Origin of the sequence: Falsiroseomonas algicola (assembly GCF_011040385.1) — a bacterium.
Lineage (GTDB): Bacteria > Pseudomonadota > Alphaproteobacteria > Acetobacterales > Acetobacteraceae > Falsiroseomonas > Falsiroseomonas algicola.
The window spans coordinates 86,079-111,867 of sequence record NZ_JAAIKB010000015.1 but is presented as its reverse complement, the minus strand read 5'-3'; the positions used below and the strand labels follow the sequence as shown (position 1 = coordinate 111,867).

Sequence of the window (25,789 nt, the reverse complement as noted above, 5' to 3'; positions counted from 1 at the left end):
CCCGATCGCAGCGGCCTAGAACGCCCCTGCGCAAGAGGGAGGCAGCCGGCATGATGCTCGAAGGCAAGGTCGCGGTGGTGACCGGGGCGGGCGGCGGGATCGGGCGGGAGATCGCCATCGCGATGGCCGTCGCCGGTGCCGCGGTCGTGGTCAACGACATCGGCGCCAGCCTGACGGGCGAGGGCCCGACCAGCACGACGCCGGGCGAGCAGACCGTCGCCATCATCCAGCAGCGCGGCGGGCGCGCGGTGGTGAATACGGACAGCGTCGCCGAATGGGCGAATGCGCAGCGGATCGTGCAGACGGCGCTGGATTCCTTCGGGCGCATCGACATCGTCGTCAACAATGCCGGCATCCTGCGCGACCAGATCTTCCACAAGATGTCGCCGGAGGAATGGCTGGCCGTCATCAACGTCCACCTGAACGGCAGCTTCTTCGTCAGCCGCGCCGCCGCCGAGCATTTTCGGAAGCAGGGGTCGGGTGCCTACGTCCATATGACGTCCACCTCGGGCCTCATCGGCAATTTCGGGCAGGCGAACTACTCGGCTGCGAAACTCGGCATCGCAGCGATGTCCAAATCGATCGCGCTCGACATGCAGCGCTTCGGCGTGCGCTCCAACTGCATCGCGCCCTTCGCCTGGTCGCGGATGACGAGTTCCATCCCGGCGAGCACGGAGGCGGAGCGCGCGCGCGTCGCACGGCTGCAGCAGATGACGCCGGACAAGAACGCGCCGCTCGCGGTGTTCCTGGCCTCGGATGCGGCGAAGGACGTCACCGGCCAGATCTTCGCCGCCCGGCACAATGAGCTGTTCCTGTTCAGCCAGCCGCGCCCCATCCGCAGCACCCATCGTGGCGAGGGCTGGACGCCGGAGGCGATTGCGGAGACGGCGCTGCCGGCGCTGAAGTCACATTTCCTGCCGCTCGATCGCAGCGGCGACGTGTTTTCGTGGGATCCCGTCTGATGCATTTCGGCCTGACCGAGGAACAGATCGCCTTCCAGGACAGCGTGCGCCGCTTCGCGGAAACGCATCTGGCAAAGGACGCCGTGGCGCGGGCGCATGACGAGCGCTTCCCCTGGGACGTCGCGAAGCTGATGGCGGAGAACGGATTGTTCGGCATAATGCTGCCGGAGGAGGATGGCGGCCAGGGTGGCACGCTGTTCGATGCCGTGCTCGCGATGGAGCAGATCGCCTATGTCTGCCCGCGCAGCGCGGATGTGCTGCAGGCCGGCAATTTCGGCGCCTTCCGGACCTTCGCGGAATACGCGACGCCCGGGCAGAAGGAGAAGTACTTCACGCCGCTGCTGAAGGGCGAGACGATTGCCGCCGTCGGCATGACGGAGCCCGATGCGGGTTCCGCGCTGACGGACCTCAAGACCACTGCGACGCGCGATGGCAACGGGTACCGGCTGAATGGCGGCAAGGTGTTCACGAGCAACACCGAGGATGCCGGCGTCTTCGTCATCTATTGCCGCTTCGGACCCGGCGTGAACGGCATCGGCTCCGTCATCGTGGAGCGGGGGATGGAAGGCTTCCGCCTCGGCCAGCCCAGCCGCTACATGAATGGCGAGACCTGGTGCGCGCTCTACTTCGACAATGTCTTCATCCCGGCCGAGAATGTGCTGCTGGGCGAGGGCGGGTTCCGCAAGCAGATCGCGGGCTTCAATGTCGAGCGCTGCGGCAATACGACACGCGCGCTGGCGCTCGGCGAATACTGCTTCCGCCAGGCCAAGGCGCATGCCGAGCAGCGCAAGCAGTTCGGCAAGGCCCTGATGGAGTTCCAGGGTCTGCAATGGAAGTTCGCGGAGATGCGGGTCGCGCTGGATAGCGCGCAGCTGCTGCTCTACCGCGCCGCCGTCGGCGCCGGGGATGGGCTGCCCGATGCGCAGCAGATCGCGCTGGCGAAATATGCCTGCAACCAGGCGGGGTGGATGGCTTCCAACGAATCCATGCAGATCATGGGCGGCACGGGCTACAGCCAGGATCTGCTGATCGAATACTGCGTGCGCAAGACGCGGGGCTGGATGATCGCGGGCGGCAGCCTGGAGATGATGAAGAACCGCATCGCGGAAGGCATCTTCGGCCGCAGCTTCTCCCAGAGGCCGTCCAAGTGAACTCGCTGGCGCAGGCGCTGCTGAACCCGCGCCGCATCGCGCTCATCGGTGCCTCCGCCGATGAGGGCAGGCTGACGGCGCGGCCGCAGCGCTACCTGCGCCGGCATGGCTATACCGGCGAACTCTTCCCGGTGAATCCGCGCGCCGAGACGGTGCTGGGCGAGCGTGCCTTCGCCTCCATCGACGACATCCCGGGCGCGATCGACTTCGCCTATATCCTGCTCGGCACCGACAATGTCGAAGCGCAGGTCGCGGCCTGTGCCAGGCGCGGCATCCCGCTGGCGTGCGTGCTGGCCGATGGATTCGCAGAGGCCGGGCCGGAAGGCGCCGCGCTGCAGGCCCGCGTGCTGGCGGCGGCGAAGGCGGGCAGCATGCGGCTGCTGGGGCCGAACTCCATGGGCGTGGTCAACGCCAATGCCCGCACGGCGCTGACCACGAATGCGGCGCTGGAGGCGGAGACGCTGCCCGCCGGCCGCGTCGCGCTGATCTCCCAATCCGGCTCCATGATGGGCGCGCTGCTGTCCCGCGGGGCGGCGCGGGGGCTCGGCTTCTCCCACCTCATCGGCACGGGGAACGAGGCCGACCTGACGGCGGGCGAGATTGCCTCGCTGGCACTCGATGATCCCGATGTGGATGTCGTCTGCCTGTTCCTTGAAGCGATCCGCGCGCCGGAACAGATGGCGGCGGCGGCGGCGAAGTCGCATCGCCTCGGCAAGCCCATCGTCGCGCTGAAGCTCGGCCGCAGCCCCTTCGGCGCGGAGCTCGCCAACAGCCATACCGGCGCGCTGGCCGGCAGCGATGCGGCGGCGGATGCCTTCTTCCGCGCGCATGGCATCCTGCGCGTGACGATGCTGGAAGCGCTGCTCGAATTGCCGCTGCTGGTGGCGGGGCGCCGCCCCGCCGCGCAGGTGCATCGCGGCGTCGGCGTGATGACGACGACGGGCGGCGGCGGCGCGCTGGCCGTGGATGCGCTGGGTGTGCTGGGGATCGAGGCGAAGAAGCCTGATGCCGTTGCTTCCGCGAAGCTGGAGGCGGCGAAGCTGCCGCATCACGCACGGCTGCTCGACATGACGCTGGCCGGCACGCGGCCGGACCGCGTGATGGCGGGGCTCGATGCGCTGCGCAGCGCGGAGGATACCGACCTCGCGCTCGTCGTCGTCGGCTCCTCCGCCCAGTTCCGGCCGAAGGATGCGGTCGGCGGCGTGGTGGAAGCGGCGAAGATCCCGGGCAAGCCCATCGCGGCTTTCCTCGCACCGCAGGCTGAAGCGTCCCTGCGCATGCTCGCGGAAGCGGGCATCGCCGCCTTCCGCACGCCGGAGGGTGCGGCCGACGCGATCCGCGCCTTCTGCGACTGGCGAGCGCCGGCGGCCGTGCCGGACCTCGCCGCACCCGCCGTCACGTTGCCCGCGGCGCCGGACGAGGCCGATGCCCGTGCGCTCTTCGCCACGCTCGGCCTCACCTCCGACAGCCAGGTGATGCAGGAGGAGCCGCCGACCGGGCTCCGTTATCCCGTCGCGCTGAAGATCCTGTCGCCGGACCTGGCGCATAAGACGGAGGTCGGCGGCGTCGCGCTGCACATCGCCGATGCCGCGGCGCTGCGGGAAGCCGCCACCGCCATGCGCGCCCGCGTCGCGGCGGCTGCTCCAACGGCGCGCCTGACGGGCATGCTGGTACAGACCATGGCGAAGGGGCTGGCGGAGGCGATCCTCGGCTTCCGGCGCGACCCGGAAGTGGGGCCGGTGGTGCTGCTCGGCGCCGGCGGGGTGCTGTCCGAACTGCATCGCGACATCGCGCTGCGCCTGGCGCCCGTCGGCCTCGCCGAAGCCCATGCGATGATCGGGGAGGTCCGCGCCATGAAGCCGCTGACGGGCTGGCGGAACCTGCCGAAGGGGGATGTGGAGGCGCTGGCCAAGGCGATCGTCGCCGTCTCCGCCCTGGCCGCGGTGCCGGAGGTGACGGAGGCGGAGATCAACCCGCTGATCATCGGCCGGCCGGGCGAGGGCGTGACCGTCGCCGATGCCTGGGTGGTGCGGGCGTGACGGCGCCCGCGCCCGGTGCCACCCTGTCGGCCATGGATGCCGAAGCCCTGATCCGCGCCCGCTACGGCGCGCTGCCCTTCACCCCGGCGGAGGTGCCGGAAGCGCTCGCCGCACTGCTCGGCCGCAGCGTGACCCGGCGCTACACCGCCGATCCGGTGCCGGATGCGCTGCTGGACACGGTGCTGGCCGGGGCGCAATCGGCGCCCGCCAAGTCAGACCTGCAACAGTACTCCATCCTGGTGACGCGGGACGCGGCCAAGATCGCGGCGGTCGCGGACGCGATCGGCACCATGCCCTGGATCAAGGAAGCGCCGGTCCTGCTGGTCTTCTGTGGCGACGTAAGGCGCGGGCGGCGGGTCTGTGCCCATCACGGCCGCACCCACGCCAATGACAGCGTCGATACCTTCCTCAACGCCACGGCGGATGCGGCGCTGGCCATGGGGTTCGGCATCATGGCGGCAGAGCATGCGGGGCTCGGCACCTGCCCGATCTCCTATGTGCGCAATCACCTCGACCTCATCGCCTCGCTCTTCGGCCTGCCCGATGGCGTCTTTCCGGTGGCGGGACTGACGCTGGGCTTTCCCGCCGCGCGCAACGCGACCTCGCCCCGCCTGCCGCCTTCCGTCGTCGTGCATCGCGAACGCTATGACGACAGCGGCCTGGTCCCTGCGCTGCCCGCCTATGATTCGCTGCGCCCGCCGGCCAAGCCGCGCTATCCGGAGGTGCATGGCCCGAAGCCCGAGGGTTGCGCCTGGAGCGAGAATGCCGCGCGGCAATTGTCGGTGCCGGAGCGCGCGAATCTTCGTACATGGCTCGCCTCGAAGGGGCTGAACCTTGACTGATTCCAAGCCCAAGGATCCGACGGCCGACAATCCTGGCGGGGCGGACCTCGTCCCTGCCAAACCCGCGAAGAAGCACGCGGTGAAGCCGCGCCACGCCGCGAGCCTCATCGTCTGGCGCGACGGCGCGGGCGAGCCCGAGATCCTGATGGGCATGCGCCACGCCAAGCACAAATTCATGCCGAGCGTGCTGGTCTTCCCCGGTGGCCGCGTCGATCGCGCCGACCATGGCGTGAAGGTCGCGGCGGAGCTGAAGCCGGAGACGCTGGCTCTGCTACGCCACCGCGCACCACCTTCGTTGGCGCGCGCGCTCGGCGTCGCGGCCGTGCGCGAGTTGCTCGAGGAAACCGGCCTCCTGCTCGGGGAGATGAAGGGCACCCGGCTGCTCGCCGACCTCTCCGCGCTCGACTATCTCTGCCGCGCCGTCACGCCGACGACGCGCAGCATGCGGTTCAATGCGCGCTTCCTGATCGCGCCGGCCAGCGCGGTGCGCGGCGAGATCGCGGGGTCGGGCGAGCTCGAAGGGCTCGACTGGTATCCGCTGTCGAAGGCGCTGGACGCCAAGCTGGCGAATATCACCGAGCGCATCCTGGTCGAGTTCCAGGCCTGGCACGCCGCGACGCCAGCCGAGCGCGCGGCGCTGCCGAAGATCGTCTATCGCGGCAACGACAACCGGATGAGCGACGAATAGAGGCTCACCGCGCCTCGAAGCTCTCGCCGTCCCGCACCGCTTCGCCCTCCGCCGCCAACTTGATGAGGTGCGCCAGCAGGCTGCGGGCCGCGGCGGGCACCAGGCGCGGGTCGAGCGACGGGCCATAGGCGGCCGGCACCAGGTCCATCGCCGTCGCGCGGCGGGCCTCGCGCAGGGCATCCAGCACCTTCTGCTCCCGTTCACGCCGATGCGCGGCCAGCGCGGCGACGAAGGGCGCGGGGTCGGGCAGGGGCGGGCCGTGGCCGGGCAGGTAGAGGTCGTGGTCGCGCGCGGCGAGCTTCGCGAGAGAGGCCATGTAGGCCGCCATGTCGCCATCGGGCGGGCTGACGACAGTGGTGGACCAGCTCATTACATGGTCGGCGCTGAACAGCGTGCCGCGGCGGCCCTCGTTCTCCAGCGCGAAGCAGAGATGGTTGGCGCAATGGCCGGGCGTATGCAGCGCCGTGACGCGCCACTCATCGCCCTCCACCACCGCGCCATCGGGCAGGGTGACGTCAGGGCGGAAATCATGGTCGCCCCCCTCCCCGCCCTGGTCGGGCGGCGTGAGGTGCGGGCCGAAGCCGTAGCTGCGCGCGCTTGTCGCGGCGGCCAGCGCGGCGACCCCCGGCGAATGGTCGCGATGGGTGTGGCTGACGAGGATATGCGTGATCGTCTCGCCCGCCGTCGCGCGCAGGATGGCGTCACGCTGCGCCGCATCCGCCGGGCCGGGATCCAGCACGGCCACGCGGCCGCGCCCGATCAGGTAGGTGTTGGTGCCGCGCCAGGTGAAGGGCCCGGGATTGCCGCAGAGGATGCGGCGCACGCCCGGTGCCACCTGCTGCACCACGCCAACCTCGGCGCTGTCCTCGCGCAGGAACGGGATGCTCAATGCTTCTTCCTCCCGCGCAGCAATTCGCGATGCATGATGTAGAGGCTGGCCGCCACGATCGCCGAGGCGCCGGCCAGCGTCCATAGGCTCGGCACGTCACCGAAGAAGATCATGCCGAACAGGATCGCCCAGAGCAGCGAGGAATAGGAATAGGGCGCGAGCGCCGAGACCTGCGCGCTGGCCCAGGCTTCCGTCAGCAGCGTCTGCGCCACGCCGCCCAGCGTGCCGATCGCCATCAGCAGCAGCAGGTCCTGCCAGCTCGGCGTCACCCAGACGAAGGGCAGCGCCAGGCCGATCATCCCCGTCATCAGCAGGGATTGCCACATGACGATGGTGGTGGAGGCCTCGGTCGCCGACAGGCTGCGCACCATCAGCGTCGTGATGGCGGAAAAGGCGCCATGCGTCGTGGCCGCGATGATGCCCATGCGCGCCGCGCCGCCATAGTCGCCGGTGAAGGCGCCCTGCCCGAAGGCGATGACGAGGATGCCGAGGAAGCCGGCCAGGACGGCGCCGGCGCGGTGCAGCCCCACCTTCTCCCCCAGGAAGGGGATCGAGAGGATGGTGACGAAGAGCGGCGTCGCATTGGTGAGCGCCTGGTGTTCCGCCAGCGGCAGCACGCCGAGCGCGTAGAAGGAACAGGCGGTGGCGCAGACGCCGCTCAGGGCGCGCACGACATGGCCGCCGAAGCGCTTCGTCTTCAGCACCGTCGCAAAGCCGCTGTTGAGGCCCGTCCGCCGCAGCACGATCAGCGCCACCACCGGCAGGGCGAAGGCGCTGCGGAAGAACATCTGCTCCTGGAAGGGAATCCGCCCCGCCAGCGACTTCACCAGCACCGACATGAAGGCGAAGAGCGCGCAGGCCGAGAGCATGAAGATGATGCCGCGGCGAAGGTCATGGCGCAGCGGCATCTAGGTCACCGTGCCATAGGCGGCGTTGCGCGCCGCTGCCTCGGCCTCCCGCTTCCGCACATGCTCGCGGTGCAGATTGTAGAGGCCGGCGGCCATGACGATCAGCGCGCCGATCAGCGTGTTCAGCGCCGGCACCTCCGCCCAAAGGAGAAAACCCAGCATGCCGCCCCAGAGCAGCGTCGTGTACTCGTAAGGGGCGAGCGCCGAGACCGGCGCGATGGCGAAGGCGCGGGCGAAGAGGAAATGCGCGCAGCCATTGGCGAGCCCGAGAAAGCCGAGGCAGAGCGCGATGTCCCAGGCCGGGATCACCGGGCCGAGTGGCGGGAAGACCGGCAACAGGAGGAAGCCCGTCGGCACATGCGCGGCCAGCAGCGCGAAGGCGATGGCCTGCGGCGTGTCGGTACGCGCCAGCACGCGGGTCCAGATGCGGGTCAGCGCCAACAGCGCGGCGCCGGCCAGCAGCATGCCGGCCTCCCACCGCCACAACTCGCCGCCGGGCTGGAGGATGACCATGACGCCCACGAAGCCGACGCAGGTGCTGGTCCAGCGCCGCCAGCCCACCTTCTCCCCCAGCAGGGGGATGGCCAGCAGCGTCATCATCAGCGGCGCCGCGGCGTTCACGGCATAGGACCCGCCGAGCGGGAAGCCGCGGAACCAGGCGAGGTAGAAGGCGACCGTGACCGCGCAGTGCAGGATCGATCGCAGCGCCAGCAGCGGCCGGCGCACCGGCACCAGGCCGCGGCCGCGCGACAGGATGGCGATGGCGATCATGCCGAAGACGCCGCGCCAGATCATGGCGACGGCCACGCCCACTTCCGGCAGCGCCCATTTCACCGCGGCATCGGCGCCGGAGATGACGCCATAGCCCAGCGCGATGATCGCGATGCCCTTGATCGTGTCCTGCGTCAGCGGCAGGCGCGGGCGCGACGACCGGGCAATCCCCGCCGTCGCGCCGGGTGTTCGATCAGCCAAGAGGCTGGCCTTCGAGGACCGCTTCCGCCTGCATGCAGGTGGCGCCGGTATCGTCGCGGGTCTCCAGCAGGACCTGCCCACCCTCCTCCCGCCGCAGCACGGTCAGCGGGCGGCCGTCGAAGCAGGGCCGGCGGCCGCGATAGGCGAAGCGCGCCAGGCGCGCGCCCGGCGCGGCGTGGTCCATCGCGTGGTGCGCCATCAAGGTCGCCTGCAACGGGCCATGCACGACGAGGCCCGGATAGCCTTCCTCCCCCGTGACATAGGGGTGGTCGTAATGGATGCGGTGGCCGTTGCCGGTCAGGGCGGAGTAGCGGAACAGCATGACGCTGTCCGGCACGATGGTCGTCGTCACCGCGTCGGGCCAGGCGGGCGCGGGATCCGCCGCCTTCACGGCCGCGCCCTCGGCGCCGCGGTAGACGATGTCCTGCTCCTCCTCCACCGCGACGCCCGCGGGGCCTTCCACGCGGTGCTGGACGGTCACGAAGACCAGGCGGCCGGCGCCGCCCGACTTCTCCGCCACCTTCAGGATGGTGCTGGTGCGGCGCACGGCATCGCCGGTGCGGAGCGGGGCGCCGGGGAAGCTGACGCGCCCGCCAGCCCACATGCGGCGCGGCAGGTCGTGGACCGGCGGCAGGAAGCCGCCGCGCTTCGGGTGGCCATCGGGGCCGATGCCGTCGGGCATCACCCAGTCCTGGAACAGCATCCAGTGCCAGAGCGGCGGCAGCGTGTCCGGCACCGGCCGGCCCAGCGTCGCGGCCAGGCCGCGCACCAGGCGGGCATCGAGCGTATCCTCCCGGATGTCGGTTTTTCCGACGTAGTCCTCGTAGGCCATCATTCCTCGCGCAGGTAGAGCAGGTAGGTGTCCATGTGGACGATGCGGGTGTAGCGCCGCCAGGTCTCCTCGAAGGCCGGGTGGCGGGAGAAATAGGCGATGGGGTCGAACTCCTCGGCCCCGCAGCGGGGGATGCCGGACCGCTTGGCCACCAGCACGGCGCCAGGCGGCGCTCGGGCGAAGTCCTCCGCCACCGTGCGGTAGACCAGGAATTCGGGGCGCGACATCTCCCAGGGCTCGCGGTAGCGGGCGGCACCCTCCGGGCAATCGGGATAGGCGCCGACCAGCAGCCAGAGGTTCATGGTCCGCAGCGTGGACCGGGCCCGGGCATAGTTCAGCGCGGGATAGACGGGGTAGATGTCGGGCGAGAGCACCAGCAGGCGCTCCCCGGCCACTTCCCGCTTCAGCACGGCGGCGACCTGCCCGTCTGTCAGGCTGTTGTACCAGATCTGCCGCCAGGGGCTTTCGCCGCGGATATGCACGGCGGCGATGGCGAAGGTGCAGGCGATGGCGAGCATCGGCGCGGCCGCCACGGCACGTCCTGCCGGCAGGGCGCGGTCGAACCATCGCGCCGCCACCCAGCCGCCCGCCAGCTCCGTCGCCATGGCCATGGGCACGACGTGGTAGGACCAGCCCTTGTGCTGCACGATGGCGGAGAGCATTCCCCCCACCGCCACGCAGCCCAACGCCCGCGGCCCGGACCCCGCGTGCCGCCAGGCCAGCATCGGCAGCACCAGCAGCACGGCCATGGCGGCCGATCCCATCTTGTCCGTCAGCAGCACGGCGACGACGTTGAGGCCGCCGGTGCCGAGGTAGAAATCCATCACCAGCGGCACGACGTGGCCGAGATAGTCCGGGAACAGCAGTGGCAGCGTCGCCAGGTACAGTGCCCAGACAGTCGCCATCAGCCAGGGCAGGCTATCCCGCAGCGCCGGCGCCAGGCCACGGCGCCACAGCACCAGGCCCTCCACCAGCAGCGGCACCGCCAGGAAGTGCGGCTTCAGCGCGAAGGCCAGCGCTGCCGCCAGCGTGACGGCCAGGGCGAGGCCTGTCGGCGTCGCCTGCCCCTCCATCCGGCGTGCCGCCAGCAAGGCGTAGGGCAGCGCGAAGAGCCCCATCAGATGCTCCCGCTGCCCGACGTCATAGGCGGCCAGCAGGCAGGTGAGCGGCACCAGCGCGTCCAGCACCGCCGCCTCCACCGGCCCCTCCCGCCGGTCACGTCGCAGCGCCAGGCAGAGGCGCCAGGCGAGCACGCAGCAGCCCAGCACGCAGGCCTGCAACGCCTGCACGGCATCGAGTGGCGAGAAGCGGTCGATCAGCGCCGGGATGGCGGTCAGGACGAAGATCAGCGGCGGATTGACGTCGATGAGGTCACGGTACAGCCGCTCCCCCCCCACCCAGCGCTCGGCGAAATTCAGGATGGCCGCGACATCGTGATTGAGGGGCGGCGCCAGCACCATCAGCAGGAAGGCCATGGCCGGCACCAACGCCAGGGCGCGCAGCAGCCGGGCCCGCGTCTCTGCCGGCACGGCCGCTGCCGCGCCATCGGGCCGCGCCGCTTCCGTTACGCTCATGCGTTGCGGCGCCTCGGTCGGCGCGGCGGCGGCCCGGGCCTGGAGGCCCTGGTGCGACGGGGTGGTGGGCGGGGTCATCGGCGGGCGCATCCTCGGGCCGCGGGGGTTAAGGTGCAACCGCATTGCGGCGCCGATGCGGCGGGTCTGCCCTGCGCCGGTCGCGGTCCCGCCTTGCCCTCGCCGCGCTCGCCCGCCACAACCGTGGGGTGGAACCCGCCGAATACGCCCTGATGGACGCCGCCGAGGATGGCATGTGGTGGTTCAAGGCCGCCCATGCCCGCGTGCTGGACGCGCTGCGCGCGCGCCCGGGCCCTGAAGGGCCTGTGCTCGATGCCGGCTGCGGGACCGGCGGCTTCCTCCGCCGGTTGCGGGATGACATGCCCGGCCGCGCCGCGATGGGGCTGGAATACCTGCCCGACGCCGCCCGCCGCGCGGCGGAGAAGTCGGGCTGGCCGGTGGCGGCGGGGGATGCCAATGCCCTGCCCTTCGCCGATGCCAGCTTCGGCGCCGCGGTCAGCATCGATGTGATCTGCCATGCCGGCGTGGAGCCTGCCCGGGGCCTGGCCGAGTTGCGGCGCGTGCTGCGGCCGGGCGGCACGGTGATCCTGAACCTGCCCGCCTTCGAATGGCTGCGCAGCGCCCATGACGCACGTGTGCACACCGCGCGGCGCTATACCGCCGCCGGTGCCGCCACGATGATGGAACAAGCCGGCTTCACCGCGATTGTATCGCGGTACTGGAACGGGCTTCTCCTGCCTCTCATGACCCTTCAGCGCAAAGTCCTGCACCGCAAGCCCGATGCGCCGAGCGACGTCACCCACTTCCCCCCCTGGATCGATCGAACCCTGCACGCCGTCGCGGAGACGGAGCGGCGGATCGGCCTGGCCGGCATTCCCATGCCCGCCGGCGGCTCCGTGCTCGTCATCGCCACGCGCCCGTGATGGAGACCGCTGACATGACTGAGCTGATGGGCCGCCCGGTCGGCCTTTCCATCGTGGTGCCGGTCTATCGCGGCGCCACCACCGTGGGCGCGCTGGTGGAGGCGCTGTCCGCGCTCCGCCCCGCCGGCGGGATCGAGATCGTGCTGGTGAATGACGGCAGCCCCGACAATTCCGGGGAGGTCTGCCGCAAGCTGCAGCGCACGGCGACCGTGCCGATCACCTATATCGAGCACGCCCGCAACTTCGGCGAGCACAACGCGGTCATGTCCGGCCTCCGCCACGCCCGCGGCGCCTATGTCATCACCATGGATGACGACCTCCAGAACCCGCCGGAGGAGGTCATCCGCCTCTATGACCATGCGCGGCTCGGCGGCTGGGACGTGGTCTATACGCGCTACGCGAAGAAGGAGCATGAGGGCTGGCGCAACCTCGGCAGCCGCTTCGCCAATGGCGTGGCGGACCTGCTGCTGGACAAGCCGAAGGGCCTCTACCTCTCCTCCTTCCGCTGCATGTCGGCGCTGGCCGTCCGGGAGGTCACGAAGTACAGCGGCCCCTACCCCTATGTGGACGGGCTGCTCATGCAGGTGACGCAGCGGCTCGACAGCATCGAGGTGAAGCACCTGCCGCGCGCCGAAGGGCGCAGCAACTACACGCTGAAGCGCCTGGTCCTGCTGTGGCTGAACCTCGCCACCAACTTCTCCGTCCTGCCGCTGCGCATGGCGATCCTGGCCGGCGCCGCGATGGGCCTGCTCGGCCTGCTGGCCGCCGCCATCGTGATCTTCGAGGGGCTGAGCGGGGAGACCCCCTCGGGCTGGGCCTCCATGATGACGGTGGTGCTGCTGGTCTCCGGCGTGCAGTTCCTGATCCTTGGCGTGCTCGGCGAATATGTCGGCCGCGCCTTCCTCTCCGCCAACGGCAAGCCGCAGGGCGTGGTGCGGGAGGTGCTGCCCGCCGCTGCGACGGCCGAGGCCGAGGCGCCGGCCGCGGATGCCAACCGGGTGCGCGCGGTGTCGTGACGCGCCGCCTGAAGGGACAGCCCCGATGCTGAGTGCCTGGATCACGCTGGCCGCGGCGATCTCCACCTCCCTGATCGGCCAGGTGCTGCTGAAGGCGGGGGCCTCCGGCTCCGTCGCGGCGGAGACAGGCTTCATCGACCAGCTCTTCCGCTGGCAGACCATCATCGGGCTCGGCGCCTATGGCGGCGCGGCGCTGCTCTACATCATCGCGCTGCGGAAGATCCCGATGAGCGTGGCGCTGCCCTGCACGGCGGCGAGCTATGTCGTCATCGCCGTGATCGGCTGGGCGGTGTTCGGGGAGAGCCTGGGCGCGCAGAAGCTGGCGGCGATCGGGCTGATCTCCGCGGGTGTGCTGCTGCTCGCCACCACGGCTTGAACACGCCAACGCCGGGGCGAGGGACTGCGTCCCCGCCGGGGCGAGGGACTGCGTCCCCGCCGGGCTGGGCCGTCGTCGCGGCGCTCGGCGTCTCGTTGATCCTGGGCTGGGGCACGGGCTATTTCGTGCCGGGCGTACTGGGGCCGGCGATCGAGCGCGACCTCGGCCTGCCCGCGGGCACCAGCTTCATGATCGTCGCCATCCAGCTGGGCCTGGCCGGGCTGCTGGCGCCGCCCGTCGGGCGGCTGATCGACCGGCGCGGGCCGCGCGCGGTCATGGTGGCGGGGTCGGCCTTCTATGCCGCGGGGCTGGTCGTGCTGGCGGCAGCGCCGGGCCTACTGGTCGGGCTGCTGGCCTGCCTGCTGCTCGGCCTCGCCGCGGCGATGACCCTGTCGGAGGCGAGCAACGCCGCGCTGGCGACGCTGGGGGCGGAGGGCGCGCGGCGGCGCATCGCGGCACTCGCCGCCATCTCCGGCCTCTCGGCTGCCGTCGCCTGGCCCTCCCTCTCCTGGGCGGAGGCGCAGTGGGGCTGGCGTGTCGCGGTGCTGGGCGCGGCGGCAACCCACCTGCTGATCGCGCTGCCCCTGCATGCCTGGCTGGTGCCGCGCGGCAGCCGCGAACGCGCGCCGCGCGGGCGGGCGCCCCGGCTACCCACTCGGCTGCGCTGGCTGTCGGCGGCCATGACGACGCAGGTGCTGGTCGGCTCCTCCCTGCTCGCCAACATGGTGGCGGTGGTGGAGGCGCTGGGCATGGATCGCGGCAGCGCCATCTTCTGGGCATCGCTCACCGGGCCGGCGCAGGTGGCGGCGCGGCTGATCGACATGCTGGGGGGTGCGAAGCTGCGGGCGATGACGGTCGCCTCCATCGCGCTGCTCGCCATGCCGGCCTCCATCCTGCTGCCGGTGCTGGGGCATGGGCTGGCGCCCGGGCTCGGCCCCGCCATCACGGTGCCCATCTTCGTGCTGTGCTACGGCCTGGCCTCGGGCGTGATGAGCGTGATGCGCCCGGCGACGCTGATCGAGCTGCATGGCACGGATGGCTATGCGACCGTCGCGGGGAAGGTGATGGCGCCCGTGACCTTCGCCATGGCGGTGGCGCCGGTGCTCTTCGCGCCGCTGCTGCTGAATGCGGGGGCCGATGTCGCCCTGCCCGTCATCGCCGCGATCTGCTTCGGCGGCTTCCTGATGCTTCGCCGGGCGGCGCGGGGGCTGTAGGCTCCGCGCCATGCGCCCTGCCCTGCTGTCCCTGCTGCTGCTCGCCGGCTGCGCCACGCAGCCCCCCTGCCCGCAGGGCCTCGGCCCCGCGACGCTCGCCAGCGCCTATTTCGGCCGGACCTCGGGCGGCGAGGAGATCGTCACCGACGCCGAATGGGCGCGCTTCATGGACCAGGTCGTGACACCAGCCTTCCCCGATGGCCTGACGGTGCTGGACGGCGCCGGCCAGTGGCGCGGCCGCACCGGCACCATCAGCCGCCAGCGCAGCAAGGTGCTGGTGGTGGCGCTGCCGGATGGCGACGCCGCCACGGCCCAGTCCCGCCTCGCCCCCGTCATCGCCGCCTTTCGCGAGCGCTTCCGGCAGGAGAGCGTGATGGTCACGACCGAGGCTGTGTGCCTGGGGTTCTGATCACCCGAACGCCCCCACCTCATGCACGATCGCCGCGCTGCATTCGCGCACCAGCGCGAAGAGCTGCCCCATGGGCCGGAACAGCGCCGCGTGTTCCGCCGCATAGGAATTGCTGGTGCGCTCCGGCGCGGGCTCATGGAAGTCGAGTCCCGATGAGGGGTCGGGATTGGCCGGGAAGACCTCCGCCAGCAGCTTGAGCGCGCGCTCCACATCGAGCTGCAGGATGCCCGCGACCAGGCTCTCCCGCGTCGCGCCGTGGCGCGGGCTGAATTCGGGCAGCGCCACGGCCAGCAGCCAGATGCGGTGGATGAGCGCGAGGCGCAGCGCATGCAGCAGCACCAGCCGGTCCGGCATCCGCGGCAGGTCGGGCCAGGCGGCACGCAGCGCCAAATGGTCCGCCTGGAGGCGCCGGAACATGCGCACCACGACGGCCGAGAGGTCCAGCTTCTCCAGCGCCTCCGCCACCGCCATCAGCTCCTCCCGCCGCCCCGGGCGTTGGGTGGCGCCGGCGCGGTCCAGCCAGGGGCCGGGGTCCAGCGTATCGACCGCCGCGCGCAGCACGCCGATATCGGAACTCGCCGCCGCCCGCGCCGCCATGGCCAGCGCGCGGGCGAAGCGGGGGCTGCGGGCGCGGAGATCGGCGAAGGCGTCCGGGTTGGCGGCCGCCGCGGCGCCCAGGCCATGCAGCGTATTCGCCAGCCACCCCATCTGCTGCAGGATGGCGTTGTTCGGGATGGCGCGGAGCTGGCTCGGATGGGTGATGCGGGCGGGCCCGCCCATGTCCGATTGCCGTGCCGCGGGGCGTGATCCCGTGCGGTCCAGCAGGCCCGGGCCGAAGGCGCCGAGCAGCGCGGCGTAGCCCGGGTCCTCAACCAGCGCCTGCATCTCCCGCCGGATGGTGGCGAAGAAATCGGCCGCCCAGTCGCTTTCCGCATAGATCGGGTCGGGCTCGCGCTCGGGCGCCGCGAAGGCGTGTTCCGCGATGCGGGCGATGGTGGCGGCGGCGAGTTGCGGCGTGCCGAAGAGCAGGTAGCCATCGCCGCCCTGGAAGCTGCTCTCCTCCCGCAGCTTGAGCCCGACCTTGGTCAGCGCGCTGCGCGCCTGGGGGGGCGAGAGGTAGTCGAGGCGATCCGCCAGGCTGTCCGGATGCCCGCCCCGGCCGATGCTCTCCCCATGCGTGTCGAACAGCACGAGCTCGAGGTCCGCGAGGCCATGGCGCCGCAGCTGGTCCGCCAGCCGCAGCTTGAGCCGTTCCGCCAGGTAGCTGGCCGGGAGCTGGCCGACATAGCGGCCGGAATCGGAATAGCCGAATTGCAGGCAGAGCCGGCCATGGGCGCGGAGGTAGTCGCGGAAATGCGGGCTCCGCAGCGCCTCCTCCACCACACGGTCGCCACGCTCCAGCGCCTCCGCCGTCTCGAAGAGAGGCGAGATCTCGATGCGCTCCGCGATGCCGAGGCGCTTCGCGAGCCAGAGCGCGCCGAGCAGCGTGTAGCCCGTCTCGGTCTCCGCGATCAGGAAGCGCACGGGCTGGGAGGAATCCACATGCTTGGTGATCTGCGCCACCGTCATCATCAGCTTGGCGGCGGAGGCCTGTTCGGCCAGCAGCGCGCCGAAATCGACGGGCTGCGGCGCCACCTCGGCCAGCGCCTCGTTCATCTGGGCCAGCAGGCCGCGCCGGCTCGCCATGTCATCCGGCGCGGCGGTGATGCCGAGGCGCTGGCGCAGCGCGTTGTGGATCTGGCTGGCATTGAGGCGCGTATGCGTATGCGCCAGCGCCAGCCCATGCGCCGCCAGCCCCGCCCGCGCCACGGCAAGCTTCATGCGCGTGGCGTCATCCGGCGCCGCAGCCATGGCGGCCGGGAACAGCGCGAGGAGGGGCGCGGGGTCGACCAGCGCATCGTCGCGCCGTCCTACCAGGACGGCGGCGAAGGCCTGCACCTCATCGGGCTTCGGCCCGCCCGGCAGCGCCTCCAGCTGCGCGGCAACCGCTTCCTCCGCCAGCGCGACGCGGGCGGCAAGCGGTGCCGCGCAATCGCCGAGCGGCGCAAGCTGCGCGCCCAGGCGCTGCAGTTGCAGCCGCTTCATGGTCAGCCGCAGGCCGATCGTGTCCCACCAGCCGATATCGGTGCGCCCATCCGTGTCGTAGCCGACCCAGGTCGAGAGCAGCACGGGCGCCGGCCGCAATTGCTGCCAGCGGTCGCCCCAGACGCCCTGCGCGGCCAGCAGCAGCGCCGCCGCCAATTCGTCCAGCGCATCTCGCCCACGCGCGATGGCGGCGGCGGCCTGGACGAATTCCTCCGTGAGTGTCGGCGCGGTGGGGCGATGGGCGAGCCCGCGCGGCATGGTGCCGCCGGAGGCTGCGGCGGCCACGGCGGCATTGGTGCCGGGCGGCAGGGAGAAGGTCGGATGCGCCGTGAAGACGGCGGCGAAGCGCGGGCGCTCCACGGCTTCGCGATAGGCGGCGAAGGGGACGGGGCTGTCATCGGGGTCGGGCCGCACCAGCCGCGCCGCCAGCGCCTCCAGCCCGCCTGCCCGGCCGATGCCGACATAGGCAGCAAGCCGCTGCGCGCGCTCCGCCGCCGCGTCATCCGCGATCCGGCCGATCAGCGCGGCGATGGCCGGCGCATCCAACCGCCCGTCATCCAGCCGCCGGCTGATGGCCAGCGCCATGAGCAGCACGGGATCGCCGAAGGGATCGGTGGCGGCGGCCTCGCGCGCCTCCTTCAGCCGTGCCAGCAGCTCGGCCAGGGTGTCGGCGACGGTGTCGGAAGCGGGGGCTGGAACGTCGGGCATGGGGTGATGCTGCACCTGCGAAGCAAGCTGGCGCCAGCGCGAAATCGGGCCGCGAGGTGCCGCACCGACGAAACCGCCGCGCATTCAGGCAGGGCCGCGTGGGGGACGCCGAATCGTTGCGCTTTTTTTCGTTGCCGGACTGGCGCCCTGTCGCAACCATGCGCCTGGCTTCAGGGAGGCTGCCATGCCCTTCGATCTCGATCGTTTCCTGGCGGATTGCAGCGACGCGGCGGAGGCCGGGCATCCCCGCGCGCTGCGGGAGGTGGTGGCCCGCGCCGTCGCCGATCCCGAGGCACTGATGGCCCGGCTCGGCGAACCCCAGCGCGCCGGCGTGACGAAGCTGCTGCATCGCCCGGGGCTGACGGTGCTGAACCTGGCCTGGGGCCCGGGCATGACCATCATGCCGCACAACCACCGCATGGAGGCCGTGATCGGCCTCTATTCGGGGCGGGAGGACAACATCTACTGGCGGCGGATCGAGACCGAGGACGGCCCCCGCATCGAAGCCGCCGGCGCGAAGTCCCTCGGCGCGCGGGAATGCGTGCCGATGGGCCGCGACATCATCCATTCCGTCACCAACCCGCTGAACAAGCTGACGGGGGCGATCCATGTCTATCTCGGCGACTTCTTCGCCGCGGAGCGCAGCGAGTGGGAGCCGGAGACGCTGACCGAACAGCCCTATGACGTCGTGAAGAATGTCGGGCTGTTCGAGGCCGCGAACCGGCGCCTGGCCCAAGCCTAGTCAGGGCCCAAGCCTAGTCCGGCCGCATCATCAGCGCGTTGAAGCGGCGCTCCGGCCGGCTGGTGATGGTGATGCCGCGCTTCGCGGCGAAATCCCAGGAGGGATGGAAGATCGGGATCAGCGCCACATCGGTGAAGGCCGCATCGATCGCCGCGTGCAGCTTCGTGCGGCGGCGATCCGGGTCGATCTCCGCCATCGCCTCCTGGATCAGCGCATCGACCTGTGGGTTCGAATAGCGCGTGCGGTTGGCATTGCCGTAGCCGCGCCCGGCTTCGAAGCTGTGAACCACGGCGCGCGGGCCCTCGCCGGCCTCGTTGGTGCCGTATTGCGCGATGAAGGCGGAATAGGCCTGCCGCGTCGCCTCCGTGAAGAAGACCTGGCCGGCGACGCCGTTGACGCTGGCCTGGATGCCGGCGCGGTTCCACATCTGCGCGATCGCCTGGGCGATCTGCTCATCCTTCGGGTAGCGGTCCGTCGTCGCGTGCAGGGTCAGGCGGAAACCCTGGGGGAAGCCGGCCTCCGTCAGCAGCGCGCGGGCGCGGGCGGGGTCGAAGGGGGTGGGGCGGAGGTTGGGGCTGGTGCCGTCGATGGTGCTGGGCAGGAACTGGCTGGCGGCGGTGGCGCTGCCCTCCATCAACCGCGTCACGATGGCGTTGCGGTCGATGGCCATCGACAGCGCCTGGCGCACGCGCACATCCATCAGCGGATTGCGGACCGGCGTTCCGTCCCGCCCCTGCACGAAGGGGCTTTCGGGCCGCGCGCTGTCGAGCGCGATGTAGTGCACGACGGCCGCCGGGCCGCTGAACAGGCGGAAGCGCGGATCGGCGGCGATGCGCGCCTTGTCGCCCGTAGGCACCTGGTCGATCGCATCCACGTCGCCCGCCAGCAGCGCCGCGACGCGGGAGGGATCGCGCGCGATGGTGCGGATGGTGACGTTGCCCCAGGCGGCGCGCGGGCCCCAATGCGTGTCGCTGCGGGTCAGGGACAGGCTCTCGCTGTTCACATAGCCGGCGAAGCGGTAGGGGCCGGTGCCGTTGACGCGCCCCGCATTGAAGTCGCTCGTCGTCTGGCCGGCGTCCCGCGCGGAGAGCAGCAGCACCCGCGCCAGGTCGCCCGGCAGCGTGGCCGTGGGCGTCGAGGTCGTGATGCGGATGGTGGTGTCGTTCACCACCACCACCTCCTTCACCGCCCGGATGAAGCTGGTGAACAGCGCCGGGCTGTTCGGCACGTTGGGCACGCGGGCGAAGGTCGCGGTGATGTCGGCGGCGGTGAAGGGCGTGCCGTCATGGAAGCGCACGCCGGGGCGGAGGTCGAATTCCCAGGTATTGGCGTCGATCAGCCGCCAGGCGGTGGCGAGCGCCGGCCTGACCTGCAGCTTCTCGTCGATCTCCGTCAGCCCGTCCCAGATCTGGGGGTGCGCGGAGCCCGCGGGGAAACCGTTGAAGAAATGCGGGTCCATCGTGTTGAGCGACAGGCTGGTCGCGATGGTCAGGTTCTGCGCGGCCGCGGCGCCCGCGCCCAGCGCCAGCATCGCGGCGGCGATCATCGTCTTCTTCATGGATCGGGCCTCCCGTCGCCCCGCCTGCATCCTGCCCGGCCCCGCATGGACGCGCCAGCGCCCCGGCCATAGGCTTCGCGCGCTTCAGGGGAACGCATCATGGCCGGACCACGCATCGCCCTCGGCGGCTTCATGCTGGAGAGCAACGGGCACGCGCCGGTCGCGACGCGGGCGGAGTTCGAAGCCGCCTGCTGGCTGGAAGGCGAGGCGCTGGCGGCGGATTTGGCGAAGCCCGCGCCGCGCGCGCCGGCGGGGCTTTCCGGCTTCATGCGCGCCATGGATGCGGGCCGGCCCTGGCAGCCGGTCTTCACCATCGCCGCGACGGCCGGCGCTTCCGGCCCCATGGACCAGGAGGTCTTCGACGACGTCGTGGCGCGGATGGAGGCGGCGCTGCGGGCGGCCATGCCGCTCGATGGCGTCTTCCTCGCGCTGCATGGCGCCGCGACGGCGACGGTGGACCGCGACCCCGATGGCACGCTGCTGAGGCGCGTCCGCGCCATCGTCGGGCCCGATGTGCCCATCCTCGGCACGCTCGACCTGCACGCCAATGTCGCCTGGTCGATGGTGGAGGCCGCCGACATGCTGGCCGCCTATGTCACCAACCCGCATGTGGACCAGGCGGAGCGCGGCGCCGAATGCGCGGCCGTGATGCGCGCCATGCTGGGCGGCATGCGGCCGCGCAGCGCCTTCGTGAAGCTGCCCTTCATCCCGCCCGCCACCAGCCAGAACACCGCCGCGGGGCCCTATGCGGATGCCATCGCCCATGGCCAGCGCTACCTCGACCATGAGGTGCTGAACGTCTCCATCTCGTCGGGCTTCTCGCTCGGCGACACGCCGAAGAACGGGCTTTCGGTCATCGTCACCACGCGCACCGATGGCGATCGCGCGCGGCAGGTGGCGGAGGAGATCGGCGACTGGATCTGGTCCACGCGGGAGCGCTGGATCACCAACCTGACCAGCCTGGAGGACGCGACCGCGATGGCGCTGGCCGCCGGGCGCGATCCCGCCGCGCCCTCCCTCCTCTTCGCCGATGTCGCCGACAATCCCGGCGGCGGCGGGCGCGGCAACACCGCCTTCATCCTGGAATCCTTCGTGCACGCCGGCGTGGAGGGCGCGGTCTTCGGCATCCACAACGACCCGGCGCTGGCGGCGGAAGCGCATGCGCTGGGCGTGGGTGCCCGCTTCACCGCCCGCTTCAACCGGGACGAGACCAACATCTTCTCGAAGCCCTTCGAGGCCGAGGCGGTGGTGGAGGCGCTGACGGAAGGCGAGGTCGTCGGCCGCCGCGGCATCTACCGGGGCCGCAGCGTCTCCACCGGCCGGACGGCGCTGCTGCGCATTGGCGGCGTCCGCGTCGCCGTCGTCACCAACCGCCGGCAGCTGGCGGAACCGCGCATGGTGGAATCGCTCGGCGTCGATCTCCGCGCCGTGCGGTCGCTGGTGGTGAAGTCGCGCGGGCATTTCCGCGCGGGCTTCGACGACATCTGGACGCCGGACCGCATCGTCGAGGTCGATGTGCCCGGCCTGACCACGGTGGTGCTGACGCGCGTGCCGTGGCGGGAGGTGCCGCGGCCGATCTACCCCCTGGATCCCGCGATGGCCTGGAAGGCGGGCCGCGCCTCCTCCCGCGGCGGCTGAACCGTCTCCGCCGCCCGGGTCAGGGTGATGGTGAAGACCGCGCCCTCCCCCTCGTTCCGCGCGGCGATGGTGCCGCCCATGGCCTTCACCAGGCCGTGGCAGATGGACAGGCCGAGCCCGGTGCCCTTGTCCACGCCCTTGGTGGTGACGAAGGGTTCGAAGATGCGGGCCAGGACCTTGGGCGCGATGCCCCCGCCGGTATCGCGCAGCACCAGTTCGACGCGCCCCTGCGGCGGCGCCTCGCCCAGCGCGATGGTGATCCGCCGCGGCTGGCCCGGCGGCAGGGTCTCCATCGCGTGGCAGGCATTCATCAGCAGGTTCACCAGCACCTGCTCCAGCGCCACCATGTGGCCCATCACCATCGGCGGCACGGCGCCGAGTTCCAGCGTCACGCCGACCTCCGCATCGCGCAGCGACCCGCCGACCAGCGTCATCGCCCCTTCCACCGCCGCCTCCAGCGCCAGCGGCTCCGGCGGCGCGGCCTCGTCCGATCCGCGGGCGAAGCGGCGGAGATGCTCGATGATGTTGCCGGCGCGGGCCGACTGCTCGACGATGCGCTCGATCCGCTGCCGCGCCGCCGACAGCCGGCCCGAATCCAGCGCCTTCTGCAGGTTCTGCGCAGCCAGCGACATGATCGTCAGGGGCTGGCGGAGTTCATGCGCCAGGCCCGTCGCCATCTCCCCCAGCGAGGCGAGGCGCCCGGCCGCGGCCAGCTGGCCCGCGCGTTCGCGCTCCGCGCTGACATCCGCGGTGTAGCCCACGATCTCCACGCCGCCATCGGCGCGGCGTTCGGTCACCGCCGCGACGGTGCGCAGCCACCGGCCGCTGCCATCGGGCTGGCGCAGGCGGAACTCGCGTTCCGCGCGACCGCTGCGGGCGACGCCATCCATGAATTCCTCGAAGCCATCGGGGTCCGGTGCGCGCAGCGCGGCCCAGCCGCCGGGCGCCTCGATCACCTCGGCCGGCCAGCCCGTCACCGCCTCCACATTGCCGCCGATGCGGCGGTAGCGGGGTGGCGCGCCGGGCCACAGCTCCACCTGGAACATCAGGGTCGGCACGCCATCCAGCAGCCGCGCCGTCTCCGCCCGGCTGGATCGCAGCAGCGCCGTCTCCCGCGCCGCCATCTGGTGCCGCTCCTCCGCCGCCCGCGCGGCATCCTGCTGCGCCTGGGCCAGCCGGGTGAAGCGGATGACGATCACCAGGCAGGCCAGGGTCGCGAAGGCCAGGATCCCGATGCCGAGGCCGAGTTCCCAGCGATGGCGCAGGACCGGGCGCAGGATCTGCTCCCGCGTCCGCGACACCTCCACCACCATCATGCCCGTGGCGGTGACCCCGAAGGCGGCGGTGGCGGGGCTGCCGCTGCTGTCCTCCTCCTCCTGCAGCCCGGCATCGAGGCGTGGCAGGAAGTCCCGGAACAGCCAGGCGGCGGGATTGGCGATGCCGATGCCCTGCACCGCCCCATCGGACCGCGCCAGCAGCACGGAATCCAGGCGGTGGAAGCGGACATCGACCTTGAAGGCCTCCGACGCGCGCTGGCCGATGGCGGTCAGGTATTCCGGGTTCATGAGGGCGATGACGAAACCGCCCGGCAGCCCGTTCGGGTCGAGGATGGGTCGCAGCAGCGGAATGCTCCACCGCCTGGCCTGTTCGATGGTGACCCCGCGCCGGCCGAAGAAGCGACCGGCCTCCGGACTGCCGATGACGAGCTGGGACGCCCCGCCGGGCGGCGCCTCCAGCCAGCCTCGATCCGCCAGCGAGGTGTCGAGCAGGGCCTCCTCCGTCGAGAAGACGATGCGCCCTCGCGCATCCACCACGACGGCCGCGCGCAGATGCGGCAGCTGCGCGAGGCGCATGCCGACGCGGTCGATCTCCCAGGGCTGCCCGCGCTGTTCGATCCCGCGGACCATCTCGATCAGCAGGATATCCGTGGTTTCCAGCGCCCGGGTGAGCTGGTCGACCACGCTGGCCAGCACGCCGGTCACGTCCCGCCGCGCTTCCTCCATGGCGGACCGGCGCTCCCGCTCCCCGAGCACGACAAACAGCGAGAGGAAGCCGATCGCCAGCATGACGCCGGCCAGGATGCCCAGCGTTCGGAGCCGCCAGGGCCGGGACGCGACAAGACGGAAAAACCGGAAGCGGCGCGCTTCCGGCTTTCTCAGGCGCCCCGGCTCATCCTGCGTCGCGTCCATGCCCCCCAACCGCCCAGGCCGGCAGTGCCAGGGGCAGAGCGGCCGTCAACCTGCCCGCAGGCCCTTAGCGACCGCATCCTAGCTTCATTTTGGCGTGAGGCTGTGTCCAAAATCTTGACGCAACGTCGCGAGGCGAGCGCGGTGATCAGGTTTCGGCCCCACCATTCACCGCCAGCATCTGGCCGTTCACATAGGCGCCGCCTGGGCTGGCGAGCATCCGCACCACCGCCGCGACTTCCGCAGGCTTGCCCATGCGCCCGACCGGGACCTTGGCGACATAGCCATGGCGGTGGGTCTGCACGCCGGGCTGATCGTCATCGGCCTCGATCGGGCCGGGGGAGATGGCATTCACGGTGATGCCCTTCGGCCCGAATTCCTTGCCGAGCGACTTGGTCAGGCCCCAGAGGCCGTGCTTGGCGACGGAGACGGGCGCGCGGCCGGCATAGCCGTGGATGGCGTTCATGCCGGTGAAGTTCACGATGCGGCCCCAGCCGCGTTCCAGCATCCCCGGGATGCAGGCCTGGGACAGCCAGATGGCGCCTTCCAGGTCCACCGCCATCACCCGGCGGAACGCCTCCGGGGTGAGTTCCAGGAACTTGTGCTGGGGGCGGAGCGCGGCGTTGTTCACCAGCACGTCCACCGCGCCGAAGGCGGCAATCGCCTCCGCGGCGATCCGCTGGCAATCCTCGGGCTTGCCGACATCGCCCATGGCGACCAGCGCCTGGACGCCCTTCGTTCGGACCTCCGCCGCCACGCCCTCGGCAGCCGCGCGGTCGGAGGAGCCGTTGACGACGATGTTGAACCCATCCTCCGCGAGGCCGAGGGCGATGGCGCGGCCGATGTTGCGGCCCGCGCCGGTGATGAGGGCGGTCTTCGTCGTCATTTCCTGGGATCCCCGGTGGTTCGGTGATCCCGATTGCTACAGCCCCCGGAGCACCGTGCAAACATGCCCGACCTGGGCATCGGTGAGTTCCGGGAACATGGGCAGGCTCATCACCTCCGCCGCCGCCCGTGCCGTTTCCGCGCAGCCGGCCGGGCCCAAGGGCGTGCGGCCGCGATAGGCGGGCTGGAGATGGACGGGGGACGGGTAGTGGATGGCGGTCGCCACCCCTTCCGCCCGCAGCCGCGCCATCAGCGCCGCGCGTTCCGGCACGCGGAGCACATACTGGTGGAAGACGTGGCCCGATCCCTCACGCCGCGCCGGCGCGGCGTAGCGCGTGCCGGCCAGCGCCTCGTCATAGGCCGCCGCAATCGCCTGGCGGCGGGCATTGCCGGCATCGAGGTAGTTGAGCTTCACGCGCAGGATGGCGGCCTGGATCTCGTCCAGCCGGCTGTTCACGCCCACACCGTCGCTGATGTAGCGCTCCTTCCACCCGTACTGCCGGATGGCGCCGATGCGGTCGGCCAGCGCCTCGTCATCCGTGGTCAGCACGCCGCCATCGCCGAGCGCGCCGAGGTTCTTGGTGGGGTAGAGGGAGAAGCAGGCGGCATCGCCCATCGTTCCGACCTTGCGGCCGGTCAGGGTCGCGCCATGGGCCTGGCTGCAATCCTCGATCACCTGCACACCATGCGCCTTGCAGGCGGCCAGCATGGGGTCGAGGTCGCAGGCCTGACCGTAGAGATGCACCGGGATGATGGCGCGGATCGGCGGCAGGCCTGGCGGCGGGTCGTCCAGCACCGCGACCAGCTCATCCGGGTCCATGGTGAAGGTGTCAGGGTCGATATCGACCAGGAGCGGCGTCGCTCCCGTCATCTCGATCGCTGCCACAGTCGCGACCGCGGTGTGGGAGACGGTGACGACGGTGCAGCCCGGGCCGATGCCCATGCCGCGCAAGGTCAGCGCCAGCGCATCCGTGCCATTGGCACAGCCGACCGCGCGCTTCTGGCCCTGCCAGGCGGCGTATTCACGCTCGAAGGCCTCGCCTTCCTTGCCGAGGATGTACCAGCCGGAGCCGAGCGCGCGCAGCGCGGCGGCGTCGATCTCCTCCTTGTGGGCGCGATAGCCGGCGCCGGGATCGGCCTGCGGGACGGTGATGGTGGTGGCGTTCATGGTGCT

Annotated in this window: 22 protein-coding genes; 12 read left to right on the top strand and 10 right to left on the bottom strand. The window is 71.3% G+C overall.

Annotated elements, in window-relative coordinates; translation table 11 throughout:
- Positions 1–50 precede the first annotated feature (50 nt).
- The 5 genes from G3576_RS25975 to G3576_RS25955 are packed head-to-tail and all read left to right on the top strand — an operon-like array spanning position 51 to position 5,682.
- Positions 51–962, top strand: a complete 912-nt coding sequence (locus tag G3576_RS25975) for an SDR family NAD(P)-dependent oxidoreductase (RefSeq protein WP_164697399.1) — start codon at positions 51–53, stop codon at positions 960–962.
- Entirely contained in the window at positions 962–2,113 is a 1,152-nt protein-coding gene (locus tag G3576_RS25970; protein ID WP_164697398.1) for an acyl-CoA dehydrogenase family protein, read from the top strand. The genes G3576_RS25975 and G3576_RS25970 overlap by 1 nt, the downstream gene beginning before the upstream one ends.
- Positions 2,110–4,152, top strand: coding sequence for an acetate--CoA ligase family protein (locus G3576_RS25965; protein ID WP_164697397.1), 2,043 nt, complete (start codon positions 2,110–2,112; stop codon positions 4,150–4,152). The genes G3576_RS25970 and G3576_RS25965 overlap by 4 nt, the downstream gene beginning before the upstream one ends.
- Entirely contained in the window at positions 4,149–4,994 is an 846-nt protein-coding gene (locus G3576_RS25960) for a nitroreductase family protein (protein WP_164697396.1), read from the top strand. Before G3576_RS25965 ends, G3576_RS25960 begins: the two co-directional genes overlap by 4 nt.
- Entirely contained in the window at positions 4,987–5,682 is a 696-nt protein-coding gene (locus tag G3576_RS25955; protein WP_235952452.1) for an NUDIX hydrolase, read from the top strand. Before G3576_RS25960 ends, G3576_RS25955 begins: the two co-directional genes overlap by 8 nt.
- A gap of 4 nt (positions 5,683–5,686) precedes the next feature.
- On the opposite strand, the gene G3576_RS25950 is transcribed toward G3576_RS25955, so the two are convergent.
- The 5 genes from G3576_RS25950 to G3576_RS25930 are packed head-to-tail and all read right to left on the bottom strand — an operon-like array spanning position 5,687 to position 10,935.
- Entirely contained in the window at positions 5,687–6,571 is an 885-nt protein-coding gene (locus G3576_RS25950; protein WP_235952451.1) for an MBL fold metallo-hydrolase, read from the bottom strand.
- Positions 6,568–7,479: a DMT family transporter gene (locus G3576_RS25945; RefSeq protein ID WP_164697394.1), complete on the bottom strand. Its 912-nt coding sequence runs from the start codon at positions 7,477–7,479 to the stop codon at positions 6,568–6,570. The genes G3576_RS25950 and G3576_RS25945 overlap by 4 nt, the downstream gene beginning before the upstream one ends.
- Complete coding sequence (locus G3576_RS25940; RefSeq protein ID WP_235952450.1) at positions 7,480–8,451, bottom strand: DMT family transporter; 972 nt, start codon at positions 8,449–8,451, stop codon at positions 7,480–7,482.
- Positions 8,444–9,286: an FAS1-like dehydratase domain-containing protein gene (locus G3576_RS25935; protein ID WP_235952449.1), complete on the bottom strand. Its 843-nt coding sequence runs from the start codon at positions 9,284–9,286 to the stop codon at positions 8,444–8,446. Before G3576_RS25935 ends, G3576_RS25940 begins: the two co-directional genes overlap by 8 nt.
- The gene (locus G3576_RS25930) at positions 9,283–10,935 is read right to left on the bottom strand and encodes a hypothetical protein (RefSeq protein WP_164697393.1); all 1,653 of its coding nucleotides are present in this window, start codon (positions 10,933–10,935) and stop codon (positions 9,283–9,285) included. The genes G3576_RS25935 and G3576_RS25930 overlap by 4 nt, the downstream gene beginning before the upstream one ends.
- 152 nt (positions 10,936–11,087) lie before the next feature.
- Between G3576_RS25930 and G3576_RS25925 the strand changes: the two genes are divergently transcribed.
- The 5 genes from G3576_RS25925 to G3576_RS25905 all read left to right on the top strand — a co-directional run bounded on the left by G3576_RS25925 (position 11,088) and on the right by G3576_RS25905 (position 14,813).
- Entirely contained in the window at positions 11,088–11,798 is a 711-nt protein-coding gene (locus G3576_RS25925; RefSeq protein ID WP_207623044.1) for a class I SAM-dependent methyltransferase, read from the top strand.
- Positions 11,799–11,812: 14 nt separating this feature from the next.
- Complete coding sequence (locus tag G3576_RS25920; RefSeq protein ID WP_235952448.1) at positions 11,813–12,814, top strand: glycosyltransferase family 2 protein; 1,002 nt, start codon at positions 11,813–11,815, stop codon at positions 12,812–12,814.
- Positions 12,815–12,839: 25 nt separating this feature from the next.
- Positions 12,840–13,190, top strand: a complete 351-nt coding sequence (locus tag G3576_RS25915) for a DMT family transporter (protein WP_164697391.1) — start codon at positions 12,840–12,842, stop codon at positions 13,188–13,190.
- Positions 13,191–13,285: 95 nt separating this feature from the next.
- A complete protein-coding gene (locus tag G3576_RS25910) occupies positions 13,286–14,404 on the top strand; it encodes an MFS transporter (protein ID WP_164697390.1) in 1,119 nt (372 codons plus the stop codon).
- A 10-nt stretch (positions 14,405–14,414) separates the two neighbouring features.
- On the top strand, positions 14,415–14,813 hold the full coding sequence (locus tag G3576_RS25905; RefSeq protein WP_164697389.1) for a DUF3574 domain-containing protein: 399 nt from the start codon (positions 14,415–14,417) through the stop codon (positions 14,811–14,813).
- Here G3576_RS25905 and G3576_RS25900 read toward each other — a convergent pair whose 3' ends face one another.
- On the bottom strand, positions 14,814–17,606 hold the full coding sequence (locus G3576_RS25900; RefSeq protein ID WP_164697388.1) for a phosphoenolpyruvate carboxylase: 2,793 nt from the start codon (positions 17,604–17,606) through the stop codon (positions 14,814–14,816).
- Positions 17,607–17,790: 184 nt separating this feature from the next.
- Here G3576_RS25900 and G3576_RS25895 point away from each other — a divergent pair, with 184 nt between their 5' ends.
- Positions 17,791–18,348 (top strand): hypothetical protein, encoded by a 558-nt coding sequence (locus tag G3576_RS25895; RefSeq protein WP_164697387.1) that lies wholly within the window; start codon positions 17,791–17,793, stop codon positions 18,346–18,348.
- A 13-nt stretch (positions 18,349–18,361) separates the two neighbouring features.
- Here the strand turns inward: G3576_RS25895 and G3576_RS25890 are convergent, their stop codons facing one another.
- Positions 18,362–19,906 (bottom strand): ABC transporter substrate-binding protein, encoded by a 1,545-nt coding sequence (locus tag G3576_RS25890; RefSeq protein WP_164697386.1) that lies wholly within the window; start codon positions 19,904–19,906, stop codon positions 18,362–18,364.
- A gap of 99 nt (positions 19,907–20,005) precedes the next feature.
- On the opposite strand from G3576_RS25890, the gene G3576_RS25885 reads away from it, so the two are divergent.
- Positions 20,006–21,544 carry a M81 family metallopeptidase gene (locus G3576_RS25885; RefSeq protein WP_164697385.1) on the top strand — a complete coding sequence of 513 codons (1,539 nt, stop codon included), beginning with the start codon at positions 20,006–20,008 and terminating at the stop codon, positions 21,542–21,544.
- Here G3576_RS25885 and G3576_RS25880 read toward each other — a convergent pair.
- From G3576_RS25880 to G3576_RS25870, 3 genes are all read right to left on the bottom strand, one after another.
- Positions 21,484–23,733: an ATP-binding protein gene (locus G3576_RS25880; protein ID WP_164697384.1), complete on the bottom strand. Its 2,250-nt coding sequence runs from the start codon at positions 23,731–23,733 to the stop codon at positions 21,484–21,486. The genes G3576_RS25885 and G3576_RS25880 overlap by 61 nt on opposite strands.
- A 145-nt stretch (positions 23,734–23,878) precedes the next feature.
- Complete coding sequence (locus tag G3576_RS25875) at positions 23,879–24,616, bottom strand: SDR family NAD(P)-dependent oxidoreductase (RefSeq protein WP_164697383.1); 738 nt, start codon at positions 24,614–24,616, stop codon at positions 23,879–23,881.
- Between the two features lie 36 nt (positions 24,617–24,652).
- Complete coding sequence (locus G3576_RS25870; RefSeq protein WP_164697382.1) at positions 24,653–25,783, bottom strand: DegT/DnrJ/EryC1/StrS family aminotransferase; 1,131 nt, start codon at positions 25,781–25,783, stop codon at positions 24,653–24,655.
- Positions 25,784–25,789 lie beyond the last annotated feature (6 nt).